The following is a 16,922-nucleotide window of genomic DNA, read 5'->3' as shown; positions in this document are numbered from 1 at the left end:
TCAATGTGATTCAGTATATCACTCATATTTTCGTGTTAAAAAAGTTCTCATGATCTTCTTTTACCACAAAATATACTATTTTGGAGATGTCTAATATCAACTGCTGCCATCGCTTGCAGAACTTGTTGTGTTAATTCCTCACCTTGTACACCCAAATTCATCGGGCCAAAAGCAACATCTTCCCAAACTGTTGGCATGAATAACTGATTATCTGGATTTTGGAACACCAACCCCACAAAATTCCGAATATTTCGCAAATTTTCAACAGTTATAGTCCACTCTCCAATCGTTACCTGTCCTGACTGGGGCATGAGAATTCCGTTGAGATGTAATAGCAACGTGGATTTTCCCGAACCATTTGCTCCGATTAATGCCACTCGCTCAGTTGCTTTGATAGACAAATTAATTTCCCTCAAAGCTTGAGTTCCGTCAGGGTAGCTATAGTTAAGATTTTGAATTGATATTGGATTATGGTGCATTAAGACAAGATGAACAAAAGTTATTTCCGCCAGTAAATAGCCTGACCCAACAGCGCTAAAATTACAGTCAAACTCAAAGCTACAAAGTCTCGCCGTCCCCCTGAAGAAACTTTTTCCATCATCGGTGGCACTCCTTGATAACCGCGTGACAGCATTGCCTGATAAACTAGATTTCCTCGGTCATAAGTGCGGATAAACAGCGCTCCAATCATGTTGCCAACAATTAAACGGATCGAGCGATTGCTGTTCATCAGGTTTCGGGACTCGGCTGCTCGACGCATAGCATTAAACTCGCCAATCAACACACTGATATAGCGATACATTGATGCCAAAATCGCTACTAAAAGTGGTGGAGTTCTCAATTCAAGCAGGGCGTGCAGCAGCGCCGTTACCGAAGTTGTTAAAGTCAGTAAATTCAGTATCAACAGCGATAGCAATGCCTTAAGCGTCACACTACCCAAGATAGTTAGCCCCACTGTCGTAATCTGTAATGGCCCCCAAGACCATAAGACTTCGCCACCACCCCGAAACAAAGTACCCAGGAGAACGACACCAATAAATGTGAACTCAACTGCTAATCGTTTCAGTAGTACTGGTAGGGTAACTCGACTCAGCAATAGCAGATTAAAGAGAGCTAATCCATAAATAGCCCAAGTCCACCAATGCCCATCTGGTGTTAGGACAATGGCAAACACGAACAACAATGTACACAGTATCCGGGTACGGGGAGCAAGTTTGTGCCAAGGAGTAACCTGTTTGCTATCGACATCCAGCACAAATGCCCCAACGTGCAGCAACATTCTATTAAGTTCCTATTTGTATTTAATCGAGTACCGTGGGTTTAAGTCCCCCGATTCTCTTCACCGATAAGTTTTGGGTCGGGGTCTAAATCCCCGGACGCTCGCAGACTCGCTACCGCTTCGCTAACACAAAACTTACTTGCGACTTGCGACTTGCGACTTGCGACTTGCGACTTGCGACTTGCGACTTGCGACTTGTTTTAATCTGGGGCATCTGAGTCTGAATAGCCATCATTTTCTGTGGAAGGTGAACCAGAACCACGCACAACTAATTTGCCAATTCCCCAAGCTAAACCAAAAGTTACTAACGTTCCGACTAAACCAGCCAATGGTGTGGCGATCGCTTCTGGTACACCTCTAAGAGCATACTCGTCAAAAATGCTGTAAAAGGGTAATTTCTGAGCAGGTTTCTGTTCTAGTTCTTTGCTGTCAAACTTCAGGTCTTTTGAGACTCTATCTAGCCCATCGGGATTTTTGCTAGCCAGTGGCGAAAGAAAAATTGCAATCAGCAGCGCAATACCTAAGCCAGCGATGACGACAGCCCGGTTGCGCGATCGCGAGAGGTTGCTACTCATAAGCATTCAGTCCTGATTTCATAAATACCTTTTAATACCGGGAGATGGGGCGGGAGGCAGATGATTTTGTCTGACGGGGCGGATCGTAAAATAAGTCAGGTCGAGTCCGCCAAATGAAACTGAGTGCTACTACAGTAATCAGCGCCTCGCCAATGCCAATTAAGATGTGCCAAGAAGCCATCGCTGTTAAAGCCACCGCTAGAGGAATCGTTCCCGACAAAGCAAGTTCCAAAGCACACACAACTGAAGCTACCACTACGCTTGTCCAAGCTGCGATCGCTGCGCCAATTACCACTCCTCGCAAGGTATCGCGCCCAGTAGCAAATCTAACTGTGCGATAGAGATAGTAACCACCAAACGTACCGATCAATCCCATATTAAAGATGTTGGCCCCTAATGCCGTCAGTCCACCATCCTGAAATATAACACCCTGGACGATGAACACTGCAACCATCACTAGTGAGCCAGCCCACGGCCCTAATAAAGCTGCTGCTAGCGTTCCGCCCAAAAGGTGTCCAGAAGTGCCTCCAGGAATCGGAAAATTAATCATTTGTGCTGCAAAGATAAATGCTGCACAAACTCCCATTAAAGGTACAGCTCGTTCTTGGTATTCTGCTTGCGATCGCCTAATAGCTAGTGCAATTAGACCAATAGCGATTATCCAGGTGATCGCGATAACGGGTAAGTTCAGGAAGCCATCTGGAATGTGCATAGCTAAATGTGGCTGTATTACCCAGTACAGCCAGCCGAAGGACGAAATACCTGTGAACGCTACCGTGTTCATATTTAAGAAGTGTCCTTTGCAGGCAAATTATTTAAGGGTCTAGTTGTTCAGTAGACCATGTATTTCGTATAAACTTCAATCCGGTAGGGGGGCATCAATCAATTCAAAATTCAAAATTCAAAATTCAAAATTAAAGACAGCCACGCCACTTGCGGGTGGGGTTTCAACAACCCTTGGGAAACAATGATTCTTTCTCGTGCGAACGCTACCGCGAACGCGCCACTTGCTGGCGTTAGCGCGTAGCGGGACGTACCCCTACGGGGATCTTGCTACGCGGTAGCGTTCGCACGAGAAGTACGGTTTTAAACCTCACTTCTTTTCATAAACCCTATATTGAGTAATATATTGTCAAAGAGTTAACTTTCCAGTTTGCAACATTTGAAGTGCCAAAGCACGACAACTGGAGCAATCACAGCCAAATTTAGCAATAGCTATATCCCCAACAGTATCACTATTTGCATCTAGAGAAAATACTCGTGGATTCACTTGTATGTCAACAGTTTTAGTTGTTTGTATAACCGAACTATTTGTTGAATAAACAACGGTATCAGCAATTTTGTGCTTTAGGCTATTGTTAGTTGTATGTACATAATGTGAACTTTCTGCGACAGCAATATGACTCATCAAGACTAACAAAGACAAAACACAAGAATTGCTAATTAGTGTCAGCGTTGTTTTATTCATCACAAAAATTTTACCTTGTAGTTTATCGAATTAGAGTTTAGCATAAGCATAAATATCTGCTATTACTAAGCAATTGATGTTTAGTCACAATAGCTACAATCAACTTACTAAAAAATACGTGCTATGAACAAGAAAATTTTGACAATACTTGGTTGCTCTAGCTCTGTAGCTACAGCATTCCTAGCTCCTTACTCTGCTCAAGCTCTCATGCCAAATAAAATGCCAGGGGCAATTGCACCTACTCCAACTGTCACTCGCACTTCCTCGCCGGAAGATTTTCCTCAAATATCTGGAATTTCAGACAGCATGGTTAAACAGTATGCACAGGTAAAGTTTGGCTGTACTTGTGCAAATTGTATGAACTTAGCACGTCAGATGCTCCAGCAAGGCGGCTCTTCCCCTACTGGCTCAACATTAGGTTCTTGAATTTTGCCTAAATTGAGTTTTTCTAAGCAAAGTTAGATGGAGCTAGTCTGTAAAGCTTATATGCCTAAAGCTGCAAGCGATCGCATAAAATTGCTTGCAGTATAAATAAATGTACAAAATTGTTTACAAGTCTGCTTCTAATCTAGATAAGGGTTTTATGTCTTAATTTTGTATAACTAATTTTGTTTACTTTTCTACTCAGACATATGGTGGTGAGGATTCATTTTTTACTTTTTAAAGCACTCCTCATTGCTCTGCTTCGACAGGACGTTGATCTTAATGATCGCTATCAGCAAAATAGCTCAACCACTGTTGGTTTAGTCACTTTCCCCATCGCGTTGCGCGGTAATTCTTCAACTATCAAAATTTGGGTTGGCACTTTATAGACAGCCAATCGCTCTTTTGCCCAACTCCTGAAAGCTTCTAATGTTAAAGATTGTGACTCTTGCAATACTAACGCCGCACAAACCCGTTCACCCCACTCTAAATCAGCAACTCCAATCACTGCACATTCTTGAATATCTGGATGGGTTCTTAGCACTTCTTCAATTTCTAAAGCGGAAACTTTATACCCTCCAGTTTTGATGATATCCACACTCATTCGTCCCAGAATGCGGTAGTTGTCGTTCTCAATTACGGCGGTATCTCCTGTACAAAACCAGCCATCTTGGAAGGCTTTGGCGGTTGCTTCAGGGTTTTGCCAATATTCTAGAAACACTCCAGGACCTTTAACTTGGATTTCTCCTGGTGTTTCGGCTGGGACTAACTCTCTGTTCTCATCCACTAATCTTACTTCAACATCAGGTAAAGGCTTCCCGACATATCCAGACAAGCGCTCACCGTGTAAAGGGTTTGATAACGCCATACCGATTTCAGTCATCCCATAGCGCTCAAGCAGAAAATGGCCGCTGATGGTTTGCCACTTTTCTAAAACTTGAACTGGTAATGCTGCGGAGCCAGAAACCATCAGGCGCATTTTCGCACAGCCTTCTGACATGCTTTTTTGGCGTTCCTTAGAGGCAGTTTCCCAAGCAGTAATTAGCTTTACATAAATTGTTGGTACTGCCATAAATAAGGTTAAGTCGCCGTCACAAATTCGGTTCCAAACGGTTTCGGCATCAAATTTGCTCAATATATGGCACTCCGCCCCAGCCCATAAAGCACAGGTGAGTACGTTAATAATTCCATGAATATGATGTAGTGGGAGGATATGTAAAATGCGATCGCTAGATGTCCATTCCCAAGCGGTGTTTAAGCTAGTCACTTGCGCTTGAATATTTTGATGAGTTGTAACTACACCCTTGGGTTTACCTGTTGTACCACTAGTGTAGAGAATTAAGGCTCGTCTGGTGATATCTATCTCTGGGAGCGGAGCAATATTAGATGGGAGCGTTTCTGAGGTGAGGATAAATCGTAAATTGTGTTCTTGGGCGAGCGATGCCTGCGGCGGTAAACTACGCAGTATACTCTCAAAATTAGGATGAGCAATAATAATCGATGCTCCAGAATTAGTAATTACATACTCCAATTCTGGACGTGGGTGGGAAACACACAGAGGTACAGCTAGGCCACCAGCCCGCCAAATTCCCCATTGAGTAGCTACATACTCAAACCCAGGCGGAATAAGAAAGGCAACTCGCTGCTGTTGTAAATCTTCTGTATTTTGAAGAAGACTTGTTGCTATTTGACTGGAAGTGTGTAGCAAATCCCGATAGGTAAATGCTCCATCCGTTGTCACAATTGCGATTTTTTCGTTGTGTTCTTCAGCACGAATAATCAATGGTAGGTTCACGTTTGTTTACCGATTTAGGGTTGATTCAGCCTACTTACAGAAAATATATATAATAGTAATCTTATTTGATTTGCTTTCCACTGACAGGCTCAGATCCCCGACTTCTTGAAGAAGTCGGGGATCTTTTTATTCATAACTTTATAGATACTACAACCAACGTTGTTTTTTTGCATAGAAAATACTGCCAATTACAATTAATGCCATCATAGAAATTACCATAGGGTAAGCCCAAGGTTGTTCTAATTCCGGCATATATTTGAAATTCATACCATAGAAACCAGACATAAAAGTGATTGGTAAAAATATTGTCGAAAGGATAGTCAGACGATTAATTCGTTCGCCTGTTTTACTAGCAATATTATCACGTTGAATTTCCATCAATTCTGACATCCAGGCTCTTATAGCTTGATATTCTTGCCAGAGTTTATCAACGTGATGAACCAATTCTTGATTGAATAATTCTTTCACTGGCTGGCCGATCCATTGGAAATCTTCATTATCCATAATCGCCATAAGTAACTTGATGCTTTGAAAATTACGGCGTCCAGAACGAGTAGATTGCCTCATAGTGGCAATTTTTTGGTACGTTGATTCATCACCAGAATTATCTAAAACTTCATCTTCTAAATCATCAAGTTTTCTAGAAATATAAGTAAATACAGTTTCGTAATTATTTAAAATATCTTTAAATATGAGATAAAAAAGATAGTCAATTCCCAAGTTTTGAATATCTAGAGTTCGCTTTTGGAGATTATTAGCTAAAACACTTAAAATTTTTAATTCAGTGATTTCAAAAGTTATAATGAAGTTATTCCCAACGACAATATTGCCACGCACCACCTCAAACTCATGATTTTTTATTTGAGAAGTTAGGATTTCATAGCTATCAAATAAACAATCTTCTACGTCTTCATCAATTCCTAGAGGGGAATGGTTAAAAATCATGTTAACACGAGATGGATTGAGTCCAAAGTGCTTGATAATTCTGGCTGTTCCAGTGCGATCGCGGAAGTGAACACAACGCAACCAAATCTTGTGATAACCATCAATTCTTTCCAGTACCGTATCGACATCCCTACTAGTAAATATTTCCAGTTTATCTGGATAAAAAGTCAGGAGAATTAGCATATAGCAATCCTAATTGAGTCGTGAAAAAATACGGTGACTCATATTGAGCAATAATTTATATAACGCTAAGTAGTAAGGACTAGCCCTTTCAAGGTGACTCGTAAAATCTCTTTTTTCTCTCTGCGCTCTCTGTGTCTCTGCGGTTTAAAAGTAATTTGTTTAACCACAGAGACGCAGAGGACACAGAGTATAGAGCTTAAAGAGGAATTTATTGACAGTCAACATTATATTGAATTGTGGCTCAATTTTTTTCTATTTTCCCAGATTTAGGGCGCGTAGTTGTCGCTGGGGCTGAATTATTTTGCAGAATTGCAATTTCCCGCCGTGCATCTTGATAACTATCTTGTTCCCCTTGCAGTTGGAATAGTTTTGCAGCTTTTTTAAAATCTGCGATCGCACCCGATTTATTTTTCTGCTTGGTGCGAATCACGCCCCGATTATAATAGGCTAAGGCATTGTTAGCGTTAATTGCGATCGCTCGTGAATAATCCTGATTTGCAGCTTTTTTATTTCCCAGTTCGAGATAAGCGTTACCACGGTTGTTGTAAGCTGCTAGATTATTTATATCTAGTTTTATGGCTGCGGTATAATCTTCAATAGCGCCTTTATAATCTCCAAAAGAAAAGCGGTGAATACCTCTGTGAATATAAGCTGCCATAAATTTCGGGTCAATCTGTAAAATAGTGTTGTAATCTTCAGTAGCTTCTACTTGATTGCCCAAATCACTGTAAATATCACCACGATTAAGATAAGCTTCTATATATTTGGGATTGATGTTAATTGCATCTGTATAATCTTTAAGGGCTGCATATTTTTGTTTATTAATCGATTGAGTTAAACCCCTTTGATAATAAGCTTTGGCATCACTAGGATTAATCTTAATTACTTTGTCAAAATCTTGAATAGCTTCAAGTCTTTGTCTGAGACGACGATGGAGAATCCCTCGTTGTAAGTAGGCTTCAGTATACTCCGGCTTGAGAGCGATCGCTTTGCTAAAATCTTCGATTGCACCTTTATTATCCTTCAATTCAGTACGAGCTAATCCCCGCCCATAGTAAGCATAAGCATCTTTAGAATTTAACTTAATTGCTTGAGTATAATCTGCGATCGCTTCTTTGTATTTGCCTAATTCCGAAAAAGCAAATCCTCGGTCAAAATAAGCATTAGCATATTGAGGATTGAGTAAAATGGCTTGGCTAGAGTCTGCTTGTGCTTGCTCGTAATCTCCTAATCGATAATAAGCATCACCTCGCCGATTATATGCCAAAGCATTTTGCGGATCTAATTTAATAGCCTGATTGAAATCTTCAATTGCTCCTTCATAGTTTCCTTCTTCATATTTATTTTCTCCCTTTTGGTACAATGTCTGTTGAGCATCACGTACAGGTTTGGGCGATTTCAATTGCCAGGCTGCAACACCAAGGGTGATACAGACAATTATTCCAATTAGAACTAGTAATAATTTTTTTTGAAGCTGTTTTTGTTGATCGTCATCAACATTTGTTATCTTTTTCAGATCGTCTAAAACTTCCGTTGCATACTGGTAACGCTTACGATAATCAAAACGCACCATTCGATTAATAATTTTTGCTAATTTTCGGTTAACTTTGAGATTTTTGTCGCGCCAAATTATTTCACCTGTCAGCTTATTTTTCTGTTTTTGTAAATTAGATATTTCCTTTGCAGGTAAACCTTTCAGTGCTGCGATCGCAACCATACCTAAAGCATATATATCACTGTTATATTTGAGGTTGCCATTAACTTGTTCTATCGGCATATACTCGGAATTTTCAACAGTATTAGTGATGGCTTCATTAACAGTAACAAAATTAACCAAAACTAACTTTTTATCTGATTCACGGCGAATAATATTTGCTGGTTTAATATCTCGATGAATTATGCCATAGCTGTGTATCACAACCAAGGTTTCTAATATATCTGATAAAAGAGTAATTACTTGGTCTTCTCTCAAAGGTTGTCCCTGGATAATTTCGTTATTTAAAGGATTCCCAGGTATAAATTCTTGGACTATATAAAATTCTTCATTTTCTTCAAAATAAGCAATTAGCTTTGGAATTTGCTCGTGTTTCTGTCCGAGTTTTTCTAAAGTTGCTGCTTTACTGGCAAATAAGCGGTGTAAGCTTGTTAAAGTTTGAGGATTGGTATTAGGGGGAGATAACTGCTTTACGATAAATTGGCTGCTAGGAAGATTAACATCTTCAACTAGATAGGTTGTTTCTTTTTCCCCATCATTGAGAACTTTTAGTATTTGATAATGTCCATCTAGTAAATGACTATCCATCAATCTAAATATAGTTTGATAAATTGTTCGATTATAGCTTACGTGTTATTATTATTGGTTTTAAAATATAAATATTTATTTATTAAGCTGGGGGCAAACAAGAAATCTAGTTCCCTCGCCTTTATAAGGGGAGGGTTAGGGTGGGGTAAAACCTTGGTTCAGCTATTTCAGACTTGTTTGTATACCGTAGTTACCAAGGGGGGATTAAGGGGGGTAAATACCAATACGCTTGGGGTTAAGGTTTACTGGCAACAATTTTGGGTTTTCGAGACGCGATAAATCGCCGTCTCTACAAGTGTTTTTGGCTTATCTGAACTGTATTGGGGTAAATCCAGGATTTGGGCTTCATTACCAAGATGTGTGTACACCGTAGCCCAAGATTGGGATAGGGAGTTTGAGTCAGATTTTACGCTGGTACGACAAATTTCTCGCTACCAGCCAGTTCAAAGGCTGCGTGAATAGCTTGCAAAGCTTTAACACCTTGCTCTTGTGCCACAACACAACTAATTTTGATTTCTGAGGTGGCTATCATTTGAATATTGATTTGTTCTTGGGCTAAAGCTTCAAACATTTTAGCGGCAATACCTGGTTGTCCTACCATCCCTGCACCGACAATACTCACTTTAGCGATCGCACTATCTAAAACAACTTCACCCCATCCTAACTCTGCCGCTACTTGGGTAAGCATTTCTCTGGCATTTTCCCCATCGATCCGCGAGACTGTAAAAGCAATATCTCGCCTGGGAACACCATCAATTACTCGGCAGCGCTGAGATTGGATAATCATATCAACGCTGATATTATGTTGCGCTAATAATCCAAACAACTTCGCCGCCATCCCTGGCCGATCTGGTAATTGGCGAATAGCAAGACGCGCTTGGTTCAAATCGAGAGCAACACCGCGAACGGGAGGTGGGGAGTGAGGAGAGACGCGATTAATCGCGTCTGTACAAGAGTTAGAAGTGAGGAATTCTCCCCTGCTCCCTGCTCCCTCTTCCCCTGCTTCAATCTCAAAGGCGGTACGGAGTGCTAAGACGGCGCGATCGCATTGGTTGGCATCGACTACGCAACTTACTTTTACTTCGCTGGTGGAAATCATTTGAATATTCACGCCTGCTTCGGCTAAGGTAGCAAACATCTTTGCCGCGACACCAGGACGGCCAATCATTCCCGCGCCTGCAATGCTAACTTTGGCAATGTTATGTTCTACCATTACCTCGGCTTCGTCAAATTTGGGGTTAGATTGACTTCTCAGTGCTGGGGCGATCGCTGTTGCTACTGCTTCCGCCCGTTTTAATATTGGTGTTGTGACGGTAAAGGCAATGTCATTACTGTTACCTTCATGAACTGACTGAATAATCAAATCTACGTCTACTTTTTGCCGAGAAATTTCGCCAAATAATCTTGCTGCAACACCTGGTTTATCGGGTACGCGCAACAAAGCGACCTTTGCTTGGTCAGTGTCAAATTCTACAGCATCCACTGGACGGGCAATTTCTAGATTGATGAGCGATCGCCCTTGGGGTTTGGCTGATGTCACCCAAGTACCTGGTTGATCCGTCCAACTAGACCTAACCACTAGGGGAACACCATAGTTACGGGCAATTTCCACAGCACGGGGATGCAGCACTTTTGCGCCCAAGCTAGCTAATTCCAACATTTCATCGCAGGTGATGGCATCCATTAACTGGGCTTCGGCAACCAAGCGGGGATCTGTAGTGAGAATACCTGGAACGTCTGTATAAATTTCGCATAAATTCGCTCTTAATGCGGCTGCGATCGCCACTGCTGAGGTGTCAGAACCACCACGACCCAAAGTCGTAATTTCCATCTCTCCGGCGCTAGAGATGCCTTGGAAGCCAGCTACTACAACTACTTTACCTTCATTTATGTGGCGATTGAGGCGAGTAGTTTCAATATGCAGAATTCGAGCGCGGCTGTATTCGGCTTCGGTAACAATTCCTACCTGAGCGCCAGTCATGGAAATTGCCGGCTGTCCGAGTTCCTGCAAAGCCATGCTGAGTAAGGCAATAGTTACTTGTTCGCCAGTAGAAAGCAGCATATCCATTTCCCGGCGATTAGGATTTGGAGAAATTTCAGTAGCTAGTTTGACGAGTCCATCGGTGGTTTTGCCCATTGCCGAAACCACTACGACAATAGAGTTTCCAGCTTTAACAGTTTTATAAATACGCTGTGCAACAGCTTGAATACGTTCGACTGAACCGACAGATGTACCACCGTATTTCTGAACTATGAGCGCCATAACTTTTTTTAATCAATTGTGCCTGCTTTCATCAACGCTTCCACCTGGTTAGGAAGCCTTCAAGGCTTATCAGTTATATATTTTACTAAATATTGCGTCGAATACCCTATGATAATTGATTATTCAAAAACCACATCTTCGTAGAGTGCTGCCATTGTTTCCTCAAAATCCACGCTGTTGAGTCGAAATGATTGATGCTCTGCTGTGTAAGATTGTAAAACCCATAACCCTTGCTCATTGCGGCGAAAACACTCAACTCGCTGACGTTTTGTATTAATTAAAACATACTCTTGCAGACTTTCCAGTGTTTGATAATCAGCGAATTTGTCGCCTCGGTCAAAGGCTTCGGTAGAATTAGATAAAACTTCGACAATTAAACAGGGAAATCTTTTATAACCTGGCGTTTCTTGATCTCGGCGATCGCAAGTAACCATCACATCGGGATAATAAAAGCGATTCAGAGATTCGATTCTGGCTTTCATGTCAGCGATGTAAACACGACAACCGGAGCCGCGCACATAATTACGGAGGAGAGCGAAAAGGTTTCCCGCAATGGTAACGTGTGGATCTAGCGCTCCAGCCATTGCGTAGATGTAGCCGTCGATGTATTCATGCTTGATATTGCTCTGTTCCTCCATTTGGAGGTATTCTTCAACGGTGACGTAATTTTGTTGGGGTGAGGCTATCATAGTTGAACCTTCAAGGTTTGAGTGATATTTATTGATGGCAAGTATATTTTATAATCCAATACGTTTCCGTTAAGGCAAGAGACGCGATAAATCGCCGTCTTTACAAGAATGAATCTTTTGTAGAGACGGCGATTTATCGCGTCTTTAAGAGCGATCGCTTGTCAATTTACACTTTAAAGTAGAGTCTCATTATCTTGAAATTCTTTGATTTTGGCATATAAGCTGGCAACCGTTTCTTTAGCAAATAGTTTTTCTTTAACTTGCAAATAGTCACCTTCACTTAGTTTACAAGCTGCCCAAAACTTCATTACCTTCGACGGTTCTAAGTGGCAGTTAAAAATTATGTGATAAACCCGCTTGTTTACAAATTTCATTAGCAGTAATACGATCAATGGTACGATGCCGTTTTACCGGAAGAGTTTTGATATCATTAGTATATATAGAATGATTTCCTCCTTCCCTTAATAAATAAAAGCCATTTTGCTCTAAGTATTTAATTAGCTCTTTTCGTTTGACTGACACACTCAGATATCTATAGGAATTTGTTCCAGCAAAGAACCACCTGTGGGAATTTCTTTATTTTGTTGACGATAGGCAAGAACCATTTCCTTGGTTGCATCTTGTAACATAGCTCTACATTCTTCTATGGTTTCTCCTTCTGTGATGACTTCTTGCCATTCAATAAGTTGTCCCATATATCCGCTATTAGTTTTTGTATATTTTGCAGTGTATGTAATTAACATTTTTGTGTTTGTGAAGATAATTATATGATTTATCGTAGCTGATTTTTTGTTGTGGGAGACATTGCTCTTCATCATTCACAACTGCATAATAGCTTTCGGCTCAATGATATACCAAAATAAATGCGTGAATTACTCAAATGAGAAAGCAAACTGGGGTTTGAGAAAGTCAAAGCTGCTTTTGCTTGCGGAAAACACTAAAATGAGAAAGCAAAAGCTCCTTTTGAGTAAGTCAAAGCTTATTTTACTTGCGGAAAACACCAAAATGAGAAAGCAAAAGCTCCTTTTGAGTAAGTCAAAGCTGCTTTTGCTTGCGGAAAACACCAAAATGAGAAAGTAAAAGCTTATTTTGAGTAAGTCAAAGCTGCTTTTGAGAAAGTAAAAGCTCATTTTGAGTAAGTCAAATGGCATTTTTACTTAGTTCAATATGAATTTTAGTCCAGGCGATCGCATTTTTCAGTTTGATCACGGTACGCTTTGCCCAGAAGTCAAATTTTACTGTGGTGGGGGGAGGCGATCGCGCAAATATGCCAAATTTTCACGCACAGTAACAGTATTGGGATGATTTGCACCTAACCATTGCTCAAAAATATCTAAAGCTTGGATGTAAAGGGGTTCGGCTTCGTTATATTTTCCTTGGTATTCATATCATACAAACCCTGACCACTGTAGAACCAAGCGTTACCAATAAAAGGTAAAGTTAAATCATCATCGCTGAGGTATTGAATGAGATTGTTCGCTACTTCAGCTATATGAGGTATTGCGGGGGTGACATCGGTAATTTGCTTAAGCGTAGGGGTGTAAGGGATCTTTTTTGCAACTGCTACCATTACCCGGCAAAGCGATCGCTTTAATTCCTCTCCCTTATCTAAACCTGTAAGCTTATATTGAAAAAACTCCCGTAGCAGTGGATGCAGTTGATAGATTCCCTCACCTTTGCGCTGGAGTAAATGCAGATTTAGCAAGCGCTCGTCTCTAATTTCCTCTAAATATTCGGCATCTTTATCTGATAAACACTGTTCCATCAACTTCCAAGGGATGGGTGCGGCGGCAAATAAACTCAATAAACAACCCAATTGCTTATCGTCATCCTCTAATTCTTGCCAACTCAACTCAAAGGCTGCTAACACACCTCGTTGTGCTGTCATATCAGCTTCCGACTTAGATTTAGACAGAGAACGCTCATCTAATCGCTTGTTCTCCAACCGCCGCAACATTTCTGTTAAAGATAAATCCTGTTTCCGCGCCAGATAGCGCCCCACTAATTCCACACCCAAGGGTAAATATCCCAGCCACTCACACAACTGATTTGCTAAAGCTAATTCTTTTTCAATTCGCCCCGGTGTTTCTTTGAGTAAAGACCTTAATAATTCCAGCGCCGCCTCTGGTTGCAGCACATCCAAAGATAACTGTGCGATGCGTCCCAACTTCTGGCGCGTAGTCATCAGCACTTTAAACCGAGGAGGTAACGCCTGTAGGTAAGGCTTGACTTCCTCATAGTCGCTGACATCATCCAACACTAGCAACACATCACCTTCACGCCAACGTCGCCAGCAATATTGTACTTGGGCGATGATATCAAAATCTTCTGGCGGCTTTAAATCAAGCTGTGTTCTGGCAAACTGCACAACTTGAATGCCCACATCTCCAGATTTTGGTAGCAACCAGCAAAGCCCACCGTTATATGTTTCGCGGTACTTGATGGAATATTGTAAGGCGAGTTCTGTTTTACCAACTCCACCCATCCCGGCTATTGTTGCGATCGCAACTTGTTTATTATCCTGCAAAAGTTGGTGAAGATTTTGCAATTCTTCTTCACGCCCGACAAACTCCAGCACCCCACTCAGGGGCAAATTTTGCGGTATTTCAGTAGAAACTATCGATTCCCCTTGGGGTGACTTTAGTCAGCCAAAGTTGAAGGTGTTACCAGAAATGGTATTAGTTCCACCTTTAATATTTATCCCCTGCCAATTTTCAATAATAGTGTTCGTCAGTTGAGGTTGTGCTTCATTGGCTACAGCTTCCACAGCTTGAGCAATTTCAGGATCTTTCTTCGCCGCTTCCTCTACTTGCTGCCCAATGAGATAAGCTTGACCATAATCTAAAGGTTGTGTTTTAGCCTGTTCGATAACCTTCGCCGTGCTAGGTTCCTTGCGTTTCAGCAGAACTAACAACTTTTCGCCTTCGTTCCAAGCCTTTTCACCGATGATTTCACCAGTTTTTTCAAAGGCTTTGATAATTACCAAAGTTGCGATCGCACCTGCTGTCAGTGATACTGGCTCCATAAGTTTGCCAAAGTATACGAGATTTCACTTATGATTCTCAGTTTAACAGAGCTAGGGCGAATGGAATGAGACTGTTGGCGAATTAATATAGGGTCTAACCCATGATTCCTCATTACTCTGATTTGGGTCCGTTTCAACGGACAGTAGCTATTAGCCCGAAATTTATTTCAGGGCGGGAAAGCAACGCCAAACCAATCTTTTAGGGGTGAGTAGCTGCGGTTTCTAACTACTCTTTTAAATTTAAAGGGACGACTCCAACAGGTGAAATCGTCCCTTTAAACTTATAAAAGTGAAATATTCCCTATCTACTTACCCTTGCAGGTTCAACCCACTCATCCCAAGAGCTATCGTAGCCATCATAAGTAATTTTATAAAGATTGTTACTAACTTCTAAAACCTGTCCTGGATACCATTTACCCTTCCACAAAATTCTTACTGCATCTCCAGCTTGAAATGATGTCCGAAAGCGTTCAGCATCAACCCATTCATTCCAAGAACTGCTGTAACCATCGTAGGTAATATAGCACTTTTCATTATCATTATTAACCTTAAGTACCGTTGCTGGATACCATGCTTGTTTCCAAAGAACCTCAGCCTTTTGTCCCACAGAACAGAGTGAGGCAGCAAAAGCGCTAGGAATTAATGTCCCTACCCAAGTTGCCATAAAGATGGCACCAAACAATACTTTGTTTTTCATGATTATTTCTCTCCTCAAATAGGAAAACGGAATTTTGATGATGATTTATGGAAATCTACTTCAAAATTTGCAAATAAGCTGTTACTATTTTTATGGAGTTAAATTAGCGATCGCCTCAGCAAAAATTAGGAATTTCTGCCGCAGGATTCCGCATTGAAAATCAATAGTAGTTACAGATTTTACTTAGTTTCTCTAAATTAAAATAGAAAGGTTCAGATCCCCGACTTCTTCAAGAAGTCGGGGATCTTGTTATTCGTAGTAATACTGAAGCTCAACTTTACAATTTATTGATATTTTTTAACCTATCGGCTCTAAATCTAATTTCATATATTCCCAGCAAACCTGCTGCAATCAGCAAAGGTAAAAAATAGTATATTCCCCGATAAGCTAATAGTGAACCCAAAACTGCCGCCGCCGAAATTTTATCAGAGATAAACAGCAAAATCACAGTTTCAAATACACCTAAACCGCCAGGAATATTACTAACAACACCTGCAAACATTCCTAGTAAATAAATTCCTAAAAAGTCTAGATAAGACAAAGGTATATTGCTAGGAAGTATCGCATAAATAACCGCCGCAGCCAGAATCCAGTCAAAGCTAGAAATTGCAATTTGAGCTAGGGATATTGGCAAGGAAGGAAATCGAAATTCTTGCTGACGAATAGTTAATGGTTGTCTAATAAAAATACTTCCTAACAAGTAAATAGCAATCAACAGCAAAAAAATTACACCGATGGGACGTACTGTTGCAAAAGGCAAATGTAGTTGTGTAGGAATTGTCAAAGGGTTGATCACAAATATTAACCCAGCAACGGCAAACATCCCCAACCAAAAGGTAAAATTAGCGAAGGCAATTACTTGAGCGATCGCAACTGCTGACACTCCCCAACTTGAGTAAAATCGATAACGGATAGCACTGCCAGTCAGCAAAGCAAAACCGATGGTATTACTAAATGCAGAGCTAATAAAGCTAGTGAAAGCTATCTTATTCCAACTTAAAGAACGATTAATGTAGTGAAAACCTAAGATATCGTACCCAATCATCACTAGATAGCCCAAAGCAGTCAGCCAAATCGCCCAGCTTAAGCGACTTTTGGGAATAGCAGCTAGAGAATTGAGGATATCACGATAATTATACTGACGTAATTCGCTAGCGATCGCCCACAAAGAAAGTACCAGCAACAACAAGCCAAACAAAGAACTGAAATTGAGTCGCAATTTTTTAAGCATCGTGAAGAAACTTATCCTAACTCTTGACTTTTAATTTACAACCAGTC

General features: G+C 40.9%; 17 protein-coding genes and 1 pseudogene. 1 reads left to right on the top strand and 17 read right to left on the bottom strand.

Features of this window, described 5'->3' with window-relative positions:
- Positions 1-47: 47 nt before the first annotated feature.
- The 5 genes from V7K76_RS29840 to V7K76_RS29820 all read right to left on the bottom strand — a co-directional run bounded on the left by V7K76_RS29840 (position 48) and on the right by V7K76_RS29820 (position 3,325).
- Entirely contained in the window at positions 48-479 is a 432-nt protein-coding gene (locus V7K76_RS29840) for an energy-coupling factor ABC transporter ATP-binding protein (RefSeq protein WP_334951615.1), read from the bottom strand.
- Positions 480-499: 20 nt separating this feature from the next.
- Positions 500-1,279 (bottom strand): cobalt ECF transporter T component CbiQ, encoded by a 780-nt coding sequence (gene cbiQ / locus V7K76_RS29835; RefSeq protein ID WP_334951617.1) that lies wholly within the window; start codon positions 1,277-1,279, stop codon positions 500-502.
- 200 nt (positions 1,280-1,479) lie between these two features.
- A complete protein-coding gene (locus V7K76_RS29830) occupies positions 1,480-1,854 on the bottom strand; it encodes a PDGLE domain-containing protein (protein WP_334775411.1) in 375 nt (124 codons plus the stop codon).
- Between the two features lie 31 nt (positions 1,855-1,885).
- On the bottom strand, positions 1,886-2,638 hold the full coding sequence (gene cbiM / locus V7K76_RS29825) for a cobalt transporter CbiM (protein WP_334775412.1): 753 nt from the start codon (positions 2,636-2,638) through the stop codon (positions 1,886-1,888).
- Between the two features lie 348 nt (positions 2,639-2,986).
- The gene (locus tag V7K76_RS29820; RefSeq protein ID WP_334775413.1) at positions 2,987-3,325 is read right to left on the bottom strand and encodes a hypothetical protein; all 339 of its coding nucleotides are present in this window, start codon (positions 3,323-3,325) and stop codon (positions 2,987-2,989) included.
- Positions 3,326-3,445: 120 nt separating this feature from the next.
- On the opposite strand from V7K76_RS29820, the gene V7K76_RS29815 reads away from it, so the two are divergent.
- The gene (locus tag V7K76_RS29815; protein WP_334775414.1) at positions 3,446-3,748 is read left to right on the top strand and encodes a hypothetical protein; all 303 of its coding nucleotides are present in this window, start codon (positions 3,446-3,448) and stop codon (positions 3,746-3,748) included.
- 289 nt (positions 3,749-4,037) lie between these two features.
- Here the strand turns inward: V7K76_RS29815 and V7K76_RS29810 are convergent, their stop codons facing one another.
- The 12 genes and pseudogenes from V7K76_RS29810 to V7K76_RS29750 form a co-directional block, all read right to left on the bottom strand.
- Entirely contained in the window at positions 4,038-5,540 is a 1,503-nt protein-coding gene (locus V7K76_RS29810) for an acyl-CoA synthetase (RefSeq protein WP_334951622.1), read from the bottom strand.
- Positions 5,541-5,687: 147 nt separating this feature from the next.
- Positions 5,688-6,668: a magnesium transporter CorA family protein gene (locus V7K76_RS29805; RefSeq protein WP_334951624.1), complete on the bottom strand. Its 981-nt coding sequence runs from the start codon at positions 6,666-6,668 to the stop codon at positions 5,688-5,690.
- 241 nt (positions 6,669-6,909) lie between these two features.
- Positions 6,910-8,970: a tetratricopeptide repeat protein gene (locus V7K76_RS29800; RefSeq protein ID WP_334951626.1), complete on the bottom strand. Its 2,061-nt coding sequence runs from the start codon at positions 8,968-8,970 to the stop codon at positions 6,910-6,912.
- Positions 8,971-9,376: 406 nt separating this feature from the next.
- A complete protein-coding gene (locus tag V7K76_RS29795) occupies positions 9,377-11,233 on the bottom strand; it encodes an aspartate kinase (protein WP_334951628.1) in 1,857 nt (618 codons plus the stop codon).
- A gap of 119 nt (positions 11,234-11,352) precedes the next feature.
- Positions 11,353-11,922, bottom strand: a complete 570-nt coding sequence (locus tag V7K76_RS29790; protein ID WP_334775419.1) for a Uma2 family endonuclease — start codon at positions 11,920-11,922, stop codon at positions 11,353-11,355.
- A 173-nt stretch (positions 11,923-12,095) separates the two neighbouring features.
- Positions 12,096-12,296: a hypothetical protein gene (locus V7K76_RS29785; protein WP_334775420.1), complete on the bottom strand. Its 201-nt coding sequence runs from the start codon at positions 12,294-12,296 to the stop codon at positions 12,096-12,098.
- Positions 12,256-12,444: a type II toxin-antitoxin system HicA family toxin gene (locus V7K76_RS29780; protein WP_334775421.1), complete on the bottom strand. Its 189-nt coding sequence runs from the start codon at positions 12,442-12,444 to the stop codon at positions 12,256-12,258. Before V7K76_RS29780 ends, V7K76_RS29785 begins: the two co-directional genes overlap by 41 nt.
- Positions 12,445-12,446: 2 nt before the next feature.
- On the bottom strand, positions 12,447-12,665 hold the full coding sequence (locus V7K76_RS29775; RefSeq protein WP_335030340.1) for a type II toxin-antitoxin system HicB family antitoxin: 219 nt from the start codon (positions 12,663-12,665) through the stop codon (positions 12,447-12,449).
- Positions 12,666-13,157: 492 nt separating this feature from the next.
- Positions 13,158-14,500, bottom strand: a pseudogene (locus tag V7K76_RS29765) (NB-ARC domain-containing protein).
- 66 nt (positions 14,501-14,566) lie between these two features.
- Positions 14,567-14,947: a hypothetical protein gene (locus V7K76_RS29760; RefSeq protein WP_334775425.1), complete on the bottom strand. Its 381-nt coding sequence runs from the start codon at positions 14,945-14,947 to the stop codon at positions 14,567-14,569.
- 301 nt (positions 14,948-15,248) lie between these two features.
- Positions 15,249-15,644, bottom strand: a complete 396-nt coding sequence (locus V7K76_RS29755) for an agenet domain-containing protein (RefSeq protein ID WP_334775426.1) — start codon at positions 15,642-15,644, stop codon at positions 15,249-15,251.
- A 277-nt stretch (positions 15,645-15,921) separates the two neighbouring features.
- Complete coding sequence (locus V7K76_RS29750; RefSeq protein ID WP_334775427.1) at positions 15,922-16,875, bottom strand: lysylphosphatidylglycerol synthase domain-containing protein; 954 nt, start codon at positions 16,873-16,875, stop codon at positions 15,922-15,924.
- Positions 16,876-16,922 lie beyond the last annotated feature (47 nt).

Source organism: Nostoc sp. (assembly GCF_036917975.1).
Lineage (GTDB): Bacteria > Cyanobacteriota > Cyanobacteriia > Cyanobacteriales > Nostocaceae > Nostoc.
Note: the sequence above shows the minus strand (reverse complement) of the source record. Positions and strands in the feature narration are given on the sequence as shown.

Coding starts and splice junctions, on each gene's coding strand:
- V7K76_RS29830 (WP_334775411.1), bottom strand. CDS start 1,854: ATGAGTAGCAACCTCTCGCGATCGCGCAACCGGGCTGTCGTCATCGCT.
- V7K76_RS29775 (WP_335030340.1), bottom strand. CDS start 12,665: ATGTTAATTACATACACTGCAAAATATACAAAAACTAATAGCGGATAT.
- V7K76_RS29785 (WP_334775420.1), bottom strand. CDS start 12,296: ATGAAATTTGTAAACAAGCGGGTTTATCACATAATTTTTAACTGCCAC.
- cbiM (WP_334775412.1), bottom strand. CDS start 2,638: ATGAACACGGTAGCGTTCACAGGTATTTCGTCCTTCGGCTGGCTGTAC.
- V7K76_RS29840 (WP_334951615.1), bottom strand. CDS start 479: ATGCACCATAATCCAATATCAATTCAAAATCTTAACTATAGCTACCCT.
- V7K76_RS29815 (WP_334775414.1), top strand. CDS start 3,446: ATGAACAAGAAAATTTTGACAATACTTGGTTGCTCTAGCTCTGTAGCT.
- V7K76_RS29750 (WP_334775427.1), bottom strand. CDS start 16,875: ATGCTTAAAAAATTGCGACTCAATTTCAGTTCTTTGTTTGGCTTGTTG.
- V7K76_RS29760 (WP_334775425.1), bottom strand. CDS start 14,947: ATGGAGCCAGTATCACTGACAGCAGGTGCGATCGCAACTTTGGTAATT.
- cbiQ (WP_334951617.1), bottom strand. CDS start 1,279: ATGTTGCTGCACGTTGGGGCATTTGTGCTGGATGTCGATAGCAAACAG.
- V7K76_RS29795 (WP_334951628.1), bottom strand. CDS start 11,233: ATGGCGCTCATAGTTCAGAAATACGGTGGTACATCTGTCGGTTCAGTC.
- V7K76_RS29755 (WP_334775426.1), bottom strand. CDS start 15,644: ATGAAAAACAAAGTATTGTTTGGTGCCATCTTTATGGCAACTTGGGTA.
- V7K76_RS29805 (WP_334951624.1), bottom strand. CDS start 6,668: ATGCTAATTCTCCTGACTTTTTATCCAGATAAACTGGAAATATTTACT.
- V7K76_RS29790 (WP_334775419.1), bottom strand. CDS start 11,922: ATGATAGCCTCACCCCAACAAAATTACGTCACCGTTGAAGAATACCTC.
- V7K76_RS29800 (WP_334951626.1), bottom strand. CDS start 8,970: ATGGATAGTCATTTACTAGATGGACATTATCAAATACTAAAAGTTCTC.